This window comes from Streptomyces sp. So13.3 (assembly GCF_005860785.2).
GTDB lineage: Bacteria > Actinomycetota > Actinomycetes > Streptomycetales > Streptomycetaceae > Actinacidiphila > Actinacidiphila fildesensis.
The window spans coordinates 8,336,404-8,349,836 of sequence record NZ_CP048835.1 but is presented as its reverse complement, the minus strand read 5'-3'; the positions used below and the strand labels follow the sequence as shown (position 1 = coordinate 8,349,836).

Genomic DNA, 13,433 nt, shown 5'->3' with positions numbered 1-13,433 from the left:
CCCGGGCCGCGGCGGAGCCCGCCGGTGCATGAAGCACCGGAGCGGAACATGCGCGGCCGCCCGGGATTTCACTCCATCGGTTATGCCTTCATCGAGCTGTCCTACGACTCGGCGGACCGGCCGATCCTCGGCGGCCGCTACATCATCGACGTCGCCGCCCAGGACGCCGCCCCGCAGACGGACGCCTTCTGGGTCGGCCGCTGGCAGATGGACCACGACGGCTGGCGCGGCACCCTGGACATCACCTCGGCCGTTCCCTTCGCGGTTTCGTACACGGCGGCGGACGGCCAGGGGCTCGCCGTCGACGGCGGTCCTGACCCCGGTCTGCCGCACGTCCTGCGCATCAGCATCCCGTTCTCGCCCGACAACATCCAGCAGTTCCAACTGTTCGCGCACACCTGGGAGAAGGACGTCTTCTCCGGGCTCACCCAGTGGGGTCCATGCAACTTCGGAGTACAGGGCAACCGCGGCTGACAGCCGTACGTCCGCCACCGCTCGGACGGCCGGGCGGCAGCGACGGCGGTAGTAGCCGTAGGCCAAGGCCAGCACCAGGGGCTCCCACAGGGTCAGCAGACCGTGTTGGTTGACATGCCATCAGTGTTCCGTCGGCCTCACCTGCCGGGGATCGACCTGCGGGCTGACGTCGCTACCCCGCCCGCTTGACGGCCGCGGGGCCGAAGATCCTCCGCACGTCGCACGACCGGCCGGGCACTCGGCCGCCGGGCCCGCCTACGAGACCCCGCCTCCGGGGGCGGCGAAGGAGCGGCGGCGCAGACCATCAGCGCCTCCGCCTCCCCCGGCCGATGTCACATCAGACCCGGCGCAGCCGCACGACGGGGATGTCCCGTTCGGTCTTCTGCTGGTAGTCCGCGTACGGGCCGTAGACGTCGACCAGGTGGGGCCAGACGCGGGCCTTCTCGTCGGGCGACAGGGTCTCGGCGGTGGCGGCGAACCGCTCGGTGTCCACGCGGAGATGGACCTCGGCGTTGTCCTGCAGGCTCAGGTACCAGAGTGGGTGGTTGTCGTCGCCGCCCTTCGAGGCGACGATCAGGTAGTCGGCGCCGTCCCGGCCGTAGATGAGCACCGTCCGGTGCCACTTGCCGCTGCGCCGGCCCAGGTAGTCCAGGAGCAGGCAGGGCGAGCCGTTCATGTCGGTACCCTTGGTGCCACCGGACTCCTCGTAGGTCCGCGCCTGCGTGGCCACCCACTCCGTCGGGCTGATCTGTACTTCCTTCTCGTTGTACGCCGTCACGCCACTGCCTCCAGGTCGTTCTCGGATGTGATCTCCACCCTAGGCCGCTCGGGGCGGAACAAAGGGATCAAAACCGGCCGGGAATCAGGGATTCCGTTCCGCGCTTCACGGCGCGTCGGCTCACAGGCCCAACGCTCCCCAGACCGGGAACCGGCGGGAGAGATGTACTCCGTTGTCCATGGTGCATCTTGGACAACGAACACGACGGGCCACGGGTTTCCGGATCAGCGGGTCATTCGGCGCCGGCCGGCCCTGCGGGCAGTTGCCGCCGGCGGCGGCTCAGCGCGTCACGTCCAGGATCAGCTTGCCGTGGGTGCGCCGCGCGCGGATGTCCTCGTGGGCGCGGGCGGCGTCGGCGAGCGGGTAGACGCCGCCGACCTGGGGCTTGAGGCGTCCGTCGGCCGTCATCGCCAGGAGCTCGGCCATCGGCTCGCGGTACATGCCGGGGCGGCCGAGGCAGTGCATCAGCCAGAAGCCGACGACCGCGCGGGAGCGGCCCATCAACTGGGCGGCCTGGACCGGCGTCGGGGGGACGCGGGAGGCCATGCCGTACGTCACCAGCCGGCCGAAGGGCGCGAGGGCGGCGAGTGACGCGTCGAAGACCGGACCGCCGGTCATCTCCAGGACGATGTCGACCTTCTTGCCGTCGTTGGCCTCGACGAGCCGCTCCTTCATCCCCTCGGCGTCGGCGTCGACCGCGATGTCGGCGCCCAGTTCCAGCGCGAGATCCCGCTTCTCCTTGGTGGAGGCGGTGGCGATGACCCGGCCCGCGCCGAAGGACTTGGCGAGCTGCACGGCCAGCGACCCGGTGCCGCCCGCGGCCGCGTGCACCACGACGCTCTCGCCCGCGGCGATCCGCGCGGAGGTGCGCAGCAGGTGCCAGGCGGTGAGCCCCTGGACGATGAGCGCGAGTGCCTGGCCGTCGCTGACGCCTTCGGGGACGTCGTGCGCCAGGTACTCGCGGACGGCGGCGATCTCCGCGTACCCGCCGTTGTCGGCGAGGGCGACGACGCGGCGGCCGTCGGAGGTGCGGCCGACGACCTCGGCGCCGGGGACCATCGGCAGGGTGGAGCGCGAGAGGTAGCTGTCCTCGACGGTGTGGGTGTCGGCGAAGTTGATCCCCGCGGACGACACCTCCACGAGCAGGTGTCCCGGCTGTGCCTCGGGCGCCGGCAGTTCCACCTGCCGCAGTACCTCGGGTCCGCCGAACTCCGTGATCTGGATCGCGCGCAACGCGACTCCTTCCGCTGTTCCTCGTCGTTCCTGGTCGTTCCCGGTCCGTCATGGGCCGTGTTCCCGCAGGTTTCACGGTAGAGCGTGCGCGGCGCCAGGGGAATGGGTGACCGACCAGTCGGTATGTGATCTGTGCCGCGCGTGCCCCGGCCGGTTCCGGTGCGGCCGCGCTTACGCTTTCCCGCGAAGCGAGTCGATCTTCCGGCCCGCTCCGACCTGGAAGGACACCGTGTTGCGCGCACTGCTGGGCGTTGTGGGTACCGCCATCGTGCTCGGCATCTACTCCTCCGTGCTGCGGACGCTGGTGATACCGCGGGCGAGCCGTTCGGGATTCACCCAGATCGTCCAACGGCTGGTGCACGCGCCCTTCCAACTGGTGGCGGACCACTGCGACAGCATCGAGAGCAAGGACCGGGTACTCGCGCCCGCGGCCCCGCTGGCGATCGTGATCACGCTGATGAGCTGGCTGGCGTGCTTCATGGGCGGCTACGCCCTGCTGGAGGCCGCGGTCAGCGGGCTCGGCCCCCAGACGTCGCTGTTCGAGGCCGGCTCCTCGCTGTTCACCCTCGGCTTCGCCAGCAGCAGCCGCCCGACGCTGACGGCCATCGACTTCTGCGCGGCGGCCACCGGCCCGATCGTCATCGGTCTGCAGATCGGCTATCTGCCGACGCTCTACGGGGCGTACGCGCGCCGCGAGACCGAGGTGACGATGCTGCAGGCCCGCGCCGGGAGCCCGCCGTGGGGGCCGGAGATCCTGGCGCGGTACGCCCAGGTGGAGCTGCTGGACAGCCTCACCGAGCTGTTCCGCAACTGGGAGCGGTGGGCGGCCGAGGTGAGCGAGAGCCATACGACCTACCCGGTGCTCATCATGTTCCGCTCGCCCCGGGCCACCCGGAACTGGCTGATCAGCCTGCTGTCGGTGATGGACGCGGCCGCCCTGCGGCTGGCGCTCAACCCCTCCCGGCCGCAGGCCGAGGTGCGGATGGCGCTGCGCGGCGGCTTCGTCTGCCTGCGCGACATCGCCGACATGCGCGGTGTCGCGTACAACCACGATCCGCTGCCGGACGACCCGTTGATCCTGGAGTACGCGGAGTACCTGCGCGGCGTGCAGCGCATGGCGGACCAGGGCTATCCGATGGAGCGCACCCCGCAGGAGGCCTGGCCGCACTTCAGGGGGTGGCGGGTGAACTACGAGGCGCTGGCCTACCGGCTGGCGCGGGACATCGACGCCGTTCCGGCTCCGTGGTCGGGTCCGCGCCGCACCTCGGTGACCATCCGCAATCCGGTGACGCCGGTGGACCGCCGGCCCGTCGGCTGACCCGCCGCACGGGCCGCACGGGCCACCACCGGCGCCCGGCCGGACCGCGGTTCGCCGGTCAGATCGCCGGGACCGGCTGCGGCGGCGGGGGCCCGGTGTAGCGCGCCGCCGGACGGATGATCTTGCTGTCCTCGGCCTGCTCCAGGATGTTGGCGCACCAGCCGACGACCCGGGCCGAGGCGAAGGTCGGGGTGAACATCTCGCGGGGCAGCCCGCACAGCTCCATGACCACGCCCGCGTAGAACTCGACGTTGGTGTGCAGTTCCCGGCCGGGCTTCAGCTCGGCGAGGATCGCCTCGACGCGCTCCTCGACCTGGACGGCGAAGTCCACCAGCGGCCCGCCGAAGCCCCGGGCGATCTCCTTCAGCATCCGCGAGCGCGGGTCCTCCGTGCGGTAGACCGGGTGCCCGAAGCCCATGATCCGGTCGCCCGCCAGAACGCGTTCGCGGATCCACGGGTCGATGCGCTCCGGCGTGCCGATGGCGTCCAGGGTGTCCAGCGCGCGGCTCGGCGCGCCGCCGTGCAGCGGCCCGGAGAGCGCGCCGATCGCGCCGACCAGACAGGCGGCCAGGTCCGCGCCGGTGGAGGTGATGACCCGGGCGGTGAAGGTGGACGCGTTGAAGCCGTGGTCGATCGTGGAGATCAGATACCGCTCGATCGCCCGGGCCCGGGCGGGCTCGGGCTCCTGCCCGGTCAGCATGTACAGGTAGTTGGCCGCGTACGGCAGGTCCGCGCGCGGTTCGACGGGGGCCAGTCCCTGGCCGAGCCGGTGCAGCGCGGTCAGCAGCGTCGGCACGAGGGCGCTCGCCGCGAGCGCGTCCGCGCGGCGGCGGTCGGCGTCGATGTCGTACAGCGGCCGGAAGCCGGCCGAGGCGCCGGCCAGCGACAGGGCGGTGCGCAGTCCGGCGAGGGGTCCGGCGAGCGCGCACGAGCGGGCTATGGCGGGCAGGGCGTCCCGGACGTCGGCGGGCAGCCGGCGCAGCTCGGCGGTCCGCGCGGTGAAGGCGGCGCGCCCCGCCGCGTCGGGCAGCGTGCCGTGGAACATCAGATGCCAGACGTCCTCGAAGGTGCGGGTCTCCGCCAGCTCCACGGCCGAGTACTGGCGATAGTGATAGAAGCCCTCAAGGCCCCGGACGTCGCCGAGCGCGGTGTCGGTGACGACCACTCCCTTCAGTCCGCGGGGTACATCGATCGGGGCGTTCCGCTCGGTGGTGGCCATGGTTTTCCTCCCTGGATGTTGATTCGACTGTCTATGATTGATTCAATGCTTGTCAACGTTGATTGAATCAATATGGACACGACTGGATACGGTGTGGCTCATGACGGACGACACGGGCGGCGGAACGAGCGGGAGCGGAAAGCGGCTGAGTACCCGGGAGACGGCCGACCGGCTCGGGGTCAAGCCCGAGACGGTCTACGCGTACGTCAGCCGCGGGCTGCTCACCAGCCGGCGCGCGCCCGGCGGCCGCGGCAGCACCTTCGATGCCGCCGAGGTGGACGCGCTCGCCCGCCGGTCCGGACGCGGCCGGCCGGCCGGCGACGGTACGGCGGCGGACCGGGCCGCGGGCTCCGGCGGTGACGGGCTGTCGGACGGAGCCCTGACCGCCAGGACCGGCATCACCCTCATCGGCACCGACCGCTACTACTTCCGGGGCGTCGACGCCTGCGCCCTCGCCGCCCGTTACGGCTACGAGGAGACCGCCGCGTGGCTGTGGACCGGTGAACTGACGCCGGGCATCCGCTTCACCGCGCCGCCCGAGAGCCTCGCCGCCGCGCGCCGGGCCGTCGAGGCACTGCCCGGACACAGCGGGCTGGTGGACCGGCTCCGGGCGGCGACGATCGCGGCGGCCGTCACCGATCCGCTGCGGTTCGACCTGTCGGCGCCCACCGTGCTGGCCGCCGCCCCCGCCCTCATCGCCACCCTGGTCAGCGCCCTGCCCGTACGGGAGGCCGACGCGGCGGACGGACCGGAGAGCGCGCTGGCCGAGCGGCTCTGGCCCCGGCTCACCCGGCACCCCGCCGACCAGGCGTCGGTGCGGGTGCTCGACGCCGCGCTCACCCTGCTCATCGACCACGACCTGGCCGCCTCCACCCTCGCCGCCCGGGTCGCGGCCTCCGCGCGCGCCCACCCGTACGCCGTCGTCTCCGCCGGCCTCGGCGCGGTCGACGGACCGCTCCACGGAGCCGCCAGCGGCCTCGCGCACCGGCTGCTGACCGAGGTGCTGGAACGCGGCAGCGCGGCGGCGGTCGTCGCCGACCACCTACGCGAAGGGCGCCGGATCCCGGGGCTCGGCCACCGCCTGTACCCGGGCGAGGACCCGCGTGCCCGGATGCTGTTCGGTCTCCTCGAGGACCTGCCGCAGGCGGCCCCCGCACTCACCGCCGCCCGCGAAGTGGTGGAGACGACCGCGCGGTACACCCCGCTGCACGCCAACGTCGATCTCGCGCTCGCCGTGCTGTCGGTCTCGGCCGGCATGCCCGCGGAGGCGGGTGAGGCGGTCTTCGCGGTGGCCCGCACCGCCGGCTGGATCGCCCACGCGCTGGAGGAGTACCAGGAGCGCCCGCTGCGACTGCGTCCCAGTGGCCACTACACCGGACCCACGCCGCCCCAGCCGCTGCCGTGACCCACCTGCACGTCCAGCACCTCCCGACCCCGGCTCGAGAGCCGTTCGCCACCTTCCCTTCACCTACCCGTCCCACGGATCGAGGAGGAGGTGAATCTCATGTCGGAGAAGAAGATGTCGTCCCCCTCCAGCAAGCCGGAAGAGCTGGAGGAGTCGGAGCAGAACGAGGAGTCGGTGGAGCCCTCCTGGGTGGCCACCTGAGCAGCGGCACAACGAGGGGCGTGCCCGTACGCCATGGGCGGGCACGCCCGCGCCACACCCCTTCCGGCACCGGCCGGAGGTGGCAGCGCGGCACCACGCAGAGCGAGCGGAAGCCGGACGGTAGGGAAGGGAAGGCCGCCACATGCCGATCGACCTGGCGCCGGACACCCGGATCGGGGTCTCCGACCATCTCCAGCTCGAAGCCGGCGACGGCGTAGCCACGGGGAAGACACTGGTGGTCGCGCCCGGCACCGGTGGCTGGACGGTCACCGAGGACGCCGGCGCACTGGCCCTGCTCGCACATCTCGACGCGAACGGCCCCGCCTCCCTCAGCGACCTGTATGCGCTGGGTGACCCGATCGCCCGCGTCACCCACGACACCGTCCGCGAGCTCTTCGACCGGGGCCTGCTGGAGCTGGACCAGCGGGTGCGCGGCACCTCCGCCACCCGCCCAGCCCCTGGCCTGGAACTGATCTCCCCGAAGGCCGCTCACAACAGCTATCCGGTGCTGGGCATCTTCCATGTGCACAACTGGTGCAATCTGGCGTGCACCTACTGCTACACCATCGAGGAGGGCATCCCCCGGGAGCAGCTCTCCGCCGAGGTGATGTGCAAGGCCGTCGACGAACTCGTCGAGATGCCCACCCGGTTCACCAGTTTCGAGTTCCACGGCGGCGAACCCACCATGGCCATGCCGGCCATCCGCGAGGTCACCGCGCACGCCCAGCGGGTCTACGCCCGCGCGGGGAAGGAGGTCCGGTTCTCCATCCAGACCAATGCCTACAACCTGTCCCCGCAGGTGTGCCGGTTCCTGGCCGACAACGACTTCTCGGTCCGGGTCTCGCTGGACGGCACTCCCGGGACGCACGACGAGTTCCGGGTGGACCACGCGGGCAAGGGCTCGTACCGGGGTGTGGTGCGCGGGATCCGCAGGCTCCAGGAGCTGGGGATCGCGGTGCACGCGGTGTGTGTCGTGCACGCCGGCACCGCGGACCGCATCGTCGAGATGTACGACTCGATGGCCGCGCTGGACGTCGCCAGCGTACGGTTCCTGCCGGTGTTCACCACCGGGAAGGCCGGCCTCGAACAGTGGCTCACCGGCGACCGGTACCTGGCCGCGTACCTCGGCGTCGTCCGGCATGTGGCCCGCCTCGGGCGGTCCGGCGCCCCCAGCGTCCCGCTGGCCAACCTCACCGCGGGCGAGCTGGGTTCGCTGCGCTCCTTCAAGCGCGAGTACATGTGCATGCGCAACCCGTGCGGCGCCGGGGTCAACATGATCACCGTCGACACCAACGGCGACCTCTACCCGTGCGAGGAGATGGTCGGCAAGCCGGAGTTCGTCATCGGGAACCTGCGCAGCGAGACGATCCGCGACGTCCTCGACACCAGCCCCGTGGTGCGGCAGCTCCGCGAGCGACATGTCGAGGAGATCGACGAGTGCGCGAAGTGCACCTGGAAGCAGATGTGCCACGGCGGCTGCGTGCACAAGAGCTACACGCACTTCAAGCGGCTCGACCGTGAGTCGGAGCACTGCTCGTACTACAAGGGCGTCTACCGGGAGCTGATCTGGCTCGATGTGAAGGAGCCCGGCAGCTGGGAGGCGCTGAGCCCGTCCGGAGCCCGCCGGTGAACCGCCCCTGGCCCACCGCGTACGGACGCCTGCTGGGCGCGCGGCTGTTGCTGCGCAGCTACTTCTTCCTCCCCTACATCGTGCTGTACGCCCGCCAGGTCGGGGTGTCGCTGGGCACTCTCCTCGTCATCGAGGCCGTCTTCGCACTGCTGATCGTGCTGGTGGACCTGCCGGCCGGGCTGCTCGCCGACCGGATCGGTCCGCGCCAGGCGCTGGCCATCGGGGCCGGCATGGAGGGCGCCGCCGCGCTGCTGCTGGGCTGCTGGCCGCACGCGCTGGTCTTCTGGCTGATGCAGCCGCTGTTCGCGGCGGCCACCGCGCTCACCCAGGGCAGTGACGCGGGCCTGGCCGGCGCCCTGCTGCGGCGTGCCGGACGCGACGCGGAATTCGAGTCCGGGGAGCGGCTGTTCCAGGCCGGGGCGCTGGGCTGGAACGCGGTGGTCTTCGCCGCCGCCAGCGCGTTCTCGCTGATCTCCCTGCGGGCCACCTTCGTGGCGAGCGGCATCGTGCTCTGCCTGACCGTCGGCCTGGTCCTGACGGTCCCCGACGTACGCGGCGCCGCCCCGGACGGCGAACGTCCCGGTCTGGCCGCCCAGTTGACCGGCGTCGTGCGCGCCGTGCGCGAGACGGCCGGACTGCGCTGGGACCTGACCGCGATGGTGCTGACCGGGACGGCCTTCTCGATCCTGCTGTATCTGATGCCCGTGTACGTGGTGGCCGCCGGGATCGACGAGCGGCTGGTCGGCCTGGTCGCCGCCGCCGTGGCGCTGGGGGCCGCTCTGCTGCTGCACCTGGCACCCGGCGGGCTCGGCACCGGCACGGTGGTACTGGCCGCCGTCGCCGCGTCCGCCGCCCTGGCCTCGACATCCGTCACCCTCGTCCTGGCCGGGATCCTCGTCGTGCAGTGCGCCCAGGGGCGGCTGCTGCCTTCGTACCGGGCCCTGGTGCTGCGGGATCTCGCGGACCGCGGCGACGCCACCGCGATGAGCGTGGTCACCACGGCGTCGAGCCTGGGATTCGCCGTCCTGGCCCCGTTCCTCGGCATTCTCGTCGCCCGGCTGCAACCGGACGGGCTGGCGCTGGTCAGCGCGCTGCTCTTCTCCTGCGCCGGGGCGACGCTGGTGATCCGGTCCGGAGCCGCACGGAGCCGACGGGCCCCCGCACCGGCCGGGGAGAAGGAGGGCGCCGTATGACCGGGCCGGATCTCTGGTTGCTGGCCGGCCGCCGGGTGGTGCTCACCGGCGCCGCGGGAGCGGTGGGCCGGGAAGCTGCCGCCGCCTTCTCCGCCGCGGGCGCCGCGGTCGTCGGCATCGACCGCAACGAGGAACCGCTGCGCGAGATGCGCAAGGCCGGGATCCTCGCCGACCACCTCTGCGGCGACCTGTGCGACCAGGCCGTCCAGGACGCGGCCGCCGACTGCTGCGATGCCGATGTGCTGGTCAACAACGTCGGCGCGGGCGACGCCCGGCCGCTGGCCGACACCGACGACGAACTGATCGACCGGATGCTCGACATCAACCTCAAGACGGCCGCGGGGCTGTGCCGCCGCTTCGCGCCGCGGATGGCCGCCCGTGGCCGGGGAAAGATCATCAACGTCTCCTCGGTCCTGGCCCTGCACCCCGTCCCCACCGTCCCGGCCTACGCGGCGGCCAAGGCCGCCCTGATCGGCTTCACGCGCAGCGCCGCACTCGAATACGCGGCGTCCGGCGTGCAGATCAACGTGCTCGCCCCCGGCTACCTCGAAGGCCCCAAGAACGCCGCCTACTTCGCCTCCGCGGCGGGCCGGCGCTTCCAGGAGCGCTTCATGCCGGACGGCAAAGTCGGCCCCGCCGACGCGCTCAACGGACCGCTGCTCTTCCTCGCCTCCGCCATGTCCGACCACGTCACCGGCCACGTACTCGTCGTGGACGGCGGCTACAGCATCTGGTGAGTGCCTTCATGGAATGGATCTCCCGGCCCCGCTACCGGCTTCCGCTCGACGACGCCGAGTACGCCTGGCCCGGCCGCCCGCAGATGACCATCGAGTGGTTCGGCTCGGGCGATCCCGTGATCGCCCTGGCGCTGATGCCGCACGCCAACGAACCGTTGGGGTACGCCCTGCACCGGCCGCTGGAGAAGCTGGCCGACGGGTGCGGGCAGGTGGCGGTGGTCTGGCCGGTGGATCCGCCGCCCGCCGACCGGTGCTTCCCGTTGCCGTGCGACTTCCGGGAGTTCCTGCGGACCGGCTATCTGCAGCCGCTGGAGGAGCAGACGGAGTTCGCGCACACCGCCGTTCCGGTCACACCCGCCCAGCACCATGCCGCCGACTTCCGCCGGCTGGTCCGGCTGGCCGCCCCCGCGGCACTGATCCTCGTCCACAACGACGCGTTCTCCCGGATCCCCTACATGTACGGCAATCGCCGGTGGCCCGAGGCCGAGCGGCTGCTCGCCTCCGCGCCGGCCGGTGCGTTCCCGGACGCCCCGCTCGACGAGGTGGAGTGGACGCACCATCTCGGCCCGCGCACCTATTCCTACTTCGCAGCAGCACAGATCGGCATCACGGACAGCGAGGCGGCCGGCCTCTACATCGAGCGGACACTGCGCATTCCGGTCCTCACCGCAGAACTGCCGATGTTCGACTGGACCGGGATCAGCGACGAACTGCGGATCGCCGTACGCATGCGCATGGAGCAGTGGATCGAGGACGGCTGCGGCGACGTCACGTCGATGGTCGCCGACAGCGAGGCCCTGCTCGCCGGGCGGTCGGTGCCGATGATCGCACCCGAGGTCAACGCCCGGGCCCTGCACGCGGTCCTGGAAGGCGTTCGCGCCGAACTCGACGGGTAGTACCCGGCACACGGGTACGCCCCGCCGGGTCCGTGTCACCGGCGGGGCGCGATTCGCGTGCGGGACCCTCTTCTCAGTACTGCCAGGACGCCCCGGCGACCGTCCCCCGGGAACCGTGCTCCGACCAACCGGCGAGCCCGGTCCGGCGCCGATGTGCGGGACCGCGGTGCCCGCCGTCCGGCTCCCCCCACTCCGTCGCCTACTGTGCGGCCTGCACCATGCCCCAGAGCACTCCCGGGTTGGCAAACGCGGAGGAGGGCATCGTGCCGGGCGGAAACGTCACCCGGTGCGAGGTCTCCAGCCGGGCGATGAGCTGCATCATCCCCATCGAGTCCAGACCGTACTCGGACAGCGGCGTGCTCGGCAGCAGCGCCTCGTCCTGCTTCAGCAGGGGAAGGCTGGATCTCAGTATTTCGTCGAACGCCTTGTCCCAGGGCACCTTCGTCATCCTTGCCGTCCTCTCCGCTCCTGAAGTCCGACGCGCGGGAGTGCCAGGGTCGGCATTCCCGCTCGAACAGCCATGGAGGGCGGCTGCATCCCGCGCGCCCTCCACCGCGCCGCGGCCGGCGGGCCCGGCGTCATCGTCCGGCCGCCCGCCAGGAGCCCGCGCTCTGGTACCCGTAGCCCTGGCGCCATGCGGCGCGGGAGGGTTCGGTCTCGGGCCCGGGTACCTGGGCGCGCGTCGAAAGACTCGCCAGGACCACCGCCAGGGCCGCCAACTCCTCCTGGCCGACGTCGCCGCGCTCCACCGCCCATCGCTCGCTCATACCGGGGGGTTCCCGTGCTTGCGGGCCGGCAGGACCTGCTGCTTGGACCGCAGCATCTCCAGGGAGCGGGTCAGTGTGCGCCGGGTCCAGCGGGGGTCGATCACATCGTCGACCAGCCCGCGCTCCGCCGCGTAGTAGGGGTGCACCAACTCCTGTCGGTACTCCTCGACCAGCAGCTGCCGGGTGGCCTCCGGATCCTCCGACGCCGCGATCTGACGGCGGAACACCACATTCGCGGCGCCCTCGGCCCCCATCACCGCGATCTCGTTGCTCGGCCAGGCGAAGGAGAGGTCGGCGCCGATGGAGCGCGAATCCATGACGATGTACGCGCCCCCGTACGCCTTGCGCACGATCACCTGTATGCGCGGGACGGTCGCGTTGCAGTACGCGTACAGCAACTTGGCACCGTGCCGGATGATGCCGTTGTGCTCCTGGTCCCTGCCGGGCAGGAAGCCTGGCACGTCGACCAAGGTGATCAGCGGGATGTTGAACGCGTCGCAGGTCTGCACGAACCTGGCCGCCTTCTCCGAAGCCTGGATGTCCAGTGCTCCGGCCATCGAGGCCGGCTGGTTGGCGACGATACCGACGACATTGCCGCCGATACGGGCCAGTGCGCACACCACGTTGGTGGCCCAGCGCTCATGGACCTCGAACAGGTCGCCCTCGTCGACGATCTCCTCGATGACGGCCCGCATGTCGTACGACTGCGTCGGATCGGCCGGCACCAGATCCACCAACACGTCGTTGGGCCGGTCGACCGGGTCGTCACAGGGCCAGACCGGCGGCAGCTCGCGGTTGTTGGCCGGCAACAACGAGAGCAGGAACCTGACCTCCTCCAGGCACTCGTCCTCGTTGTCGTAGGCGAACGCCGCGACACCCGAGGTCGCCGCGTGGGTGTCGGCGCCGCCGAGTACCTCCTGCGTGACCTCCTCGCCGGTGACCGCGTGCACCACATCGGGCCCCGTGATGAACATCTGTGATGTCCCGCGCACCATGAACACGAAATCGGTGAGCGCCGGCGAGTACGCGGCGCCGCCCGCGCACGGGCCGAGCATCACACTGATCTGCGGGATCACTCCGGAGGACCGGGTGTTGCGGGAGAAGATCCCGCCGTATCCGGCCAACGCGGTGACGCCCTCCTGGATCCGGGCGCCCGCGCCGTCGTTGAGACTGACCAGCGGGGCGCCGGAGGACTCGGCGAGATCCATCAACTTGTGGATCTTCTCGGCGTGCGCCTCGCCGAGCGCACCGCCGAAGATCCGGAAGTCATGCGCGTAGGCGAAGACGATACGGCCGTGCACCTTTCCCCAGCCCGTCACCACTCCGTCGGTGTAGGGCCTGCGGGTTTCCAGGCCGAACCCTGTCGCGCGGTGCCTGCGGAAGGGCTCGACCTCGTTGAACGTGCCCTCGTCGAAGAGCAGTTCCAGCCGCTCGCGGGCGGTGAACTTCCCGCGGTCGTGCTGGTTGCGGGTGGCCTGCTCGCTCGGCCCCGCTTCCGCCTCCGCCTTGCGGCCTTCCAGTTCGGCGATCCGGCCGAGCATGTCCGCGGGCGCCGGAGCGGTCGCGGTCCCGGCTGGCAGGT

Annotated in this window: 13 protein-coding genes; 7 read left to right on the top strand and 6 right to left on the bottom strand. The window is 71.5% G+C overall.

The genetic code is table 11. From position 1 onward, the window contains the following. Positions 1–24 precede the first annotated feature (24 nt). Positions 25–474 carry a hypothetical protein gene (locus C8250_RS37250; protein ID WP_138358419.1) on the top strand — a complete coding sequence of 150 codons (450 nt, stop codon included), beginning with the start codon at positions 25–27 and terminating at the stop codon, positions 472–474. A 337-nt stretch (positions 475–811) separates the two neighbouring features. On the opposite strand, the gene C8250_RS37245 is transcribed toward C8250_RS37250, so the two are convergent. Both C8250_RS37245 and C8250_RS37240 read right to left on the bottom strand, forming a co-directional pair. Beyond that, positions 812–1,252: a nitroreductase family deazaflavin-dependent oxidoreductase gene (locus tag C8250_RS37245; RefSeq protein ID WP_138358417.1), complete on the bottom strand. Its 441-nt coding sequence runs from the start codon at positions 1,250–1,252 to the stop codon at positions 812–814. Positions 1,253–1,531: 279 nt separating this feature from the next. Continuing rightward, positions 1,532–2,485, bottom strand: a complete 954-nt coding sequence (locus tag C8250_RS37240) for an NADPH:quinone oxidoreductase family protein (protein WP_138358415.1) — start codon at positions 2,483–2,485, stop codon at positions 1,532–1,534. 229 nt (positions 2,486–2,714) lie between these two features. Here C8250_RS37240 and C8250_RS37235 point away from each other — a divergent pair, with 229 nt between their 5' ends. Beyond that, positions 2,715–3,803: a hypothetical protein gene (locus C8250_RS37235; RefSeq protein ID WP_244809615.1), complete on the top strand. Its 1,089-nt coding sequence runs from the start codon at positions 2,715–2,717 to the stop codon at positions 3,801–3,803. Positions 3,804–3,861: 58 nt separating this feature from the next. Here C8250_RS37235 and C8250_RS37230 read toward each other — a convergent pair whose 3' ends face one another. After that, on the bottom strand, positions 3,862–5,022 hold the full coding sequence (locus C8250_RS37230) for a citrate synthase/methylcitrate synthase (protein WP_138358411.1): 1,161 nt from the start codon (positions 5,020–5,022) through the stop codon (positions 3,862–3,864). Positions 5,023–5,122: 100 nt separating this feature from the next. Here C8250_RS37230 and C8250_RS37225 point away from each other — a divergent pair, with 100 nt between their 5' ends. From C8250_RS37225 to C8250_RS37205, 5 genes are all read left to right on the top strand, one after another. Then, positions 5,123–6,427, top strand: a complete 1,305-nt coding sequence (locus C8250_RS37225; protein ID WP_138358409.1) for a citrate/2-methylcitrate synthase — start codon at positions 5,123–5,125, stop codon at positions 6,425–6,427. A 343-nt stretch (positions 6,428–6,770) separates the two neighbouring features. Continuing rightward, entirely contained in the window at positions 6,771–8,258 is a 1,488-nt protein-coding gene (locus tag C8250_RS37220) for a radical SAM protein (RefSeq protein WP_138358407.1), read from the top strand. Next, the gene (locus C8250_RS37215) at positions 8,255–9,451 is read left to right on the top strand and encodes an MFS transporter (protein ID WP_187145140.1); all 1,197 of its coding nucleotides are present in this window, start codon (positions 8,255–8,257) and stop codon (positions 9,449–9,451) included. Before C8250_RS37220 ends, C8250_RS37215 begins: the two co-directional genes overlap by 4 nt. Further along, the gene (locus C8250_RS37210; RefSeq protein WP_138358403.1) at positions 9,448–10,188 is read left to right on the top strand and encodes an SDR family oxidoreductase; all 741 of its coding nucleotides are present in this window, start codon (positions 9,448–9,450) and stop codon (positions 10,186–10,188) included. The genes C8250_RS37215 and C8250_RS37210 overlap by 4 nt, the downstream gene beginning before the upstream one ends. 8 nt (positions 10,189–10,196) lie before the next feature. Next, positions 10,197–11,084, top strand: coding sequence for a hypothetical protein (locus C8250_RS37205; protein WP_138358401.1), 888 nt, complete (start codon positions 10,197–10,199; stop codon positions 11,082–11,084). A gap of 199 nt (positions 11,085–11,283) precedes the next feature. Here C8250_RS37205 and C8250_RS37200 read toward each other — a convergent pair whose 3' ends face one another. From C8250_RS37200 to C8250_RS37190, 3 genes are all read right to left on the bottom strand, one after another. Continuing rightward, positions 11,284–11,532: an acyl carrier protein gene (locus tag C8250_RS37200; RefSeq protein ID WP_138358399.1), complete on the bottom strand. Its 249-nt coding sequence runs from the start codon at positions 11,530–11,532 to the stop codon at positions 11,284–11,286. 130 nt (positions 11,533–11,662) lie between these two features. Then, positions 11,663–11,851 (bottom strand): acyl-CoA carboxylase epsilon subunit, encoded by a 189-nt coding sequence (locus tag C8250_RS37195; protein ID WP_138358397.1) that lies wholly within the window; start codon positions 11,849–11,851, stop codon positions 11,663–11,665. Beyond that, positions 11,848–13,392 carry an acyl-CoA carboxylase subunit beta gene (locus C8250_RS37190; protein ID WP_138358445.1) on the bottom strand — a complete coding sequence of 515 codons (1,545 nt, stop codon included), beginning with the start codon at positions 13,390–13,392 and terminating at the stop codon, positions 11,848–11,850. Before C8250_RS37190 ends, C8250_RS37195 begins: the two co-directional genes overlap by 4 nt. Between the last annotated feature and the right edge of the window lie 41 nt (positions 13,393–13,433).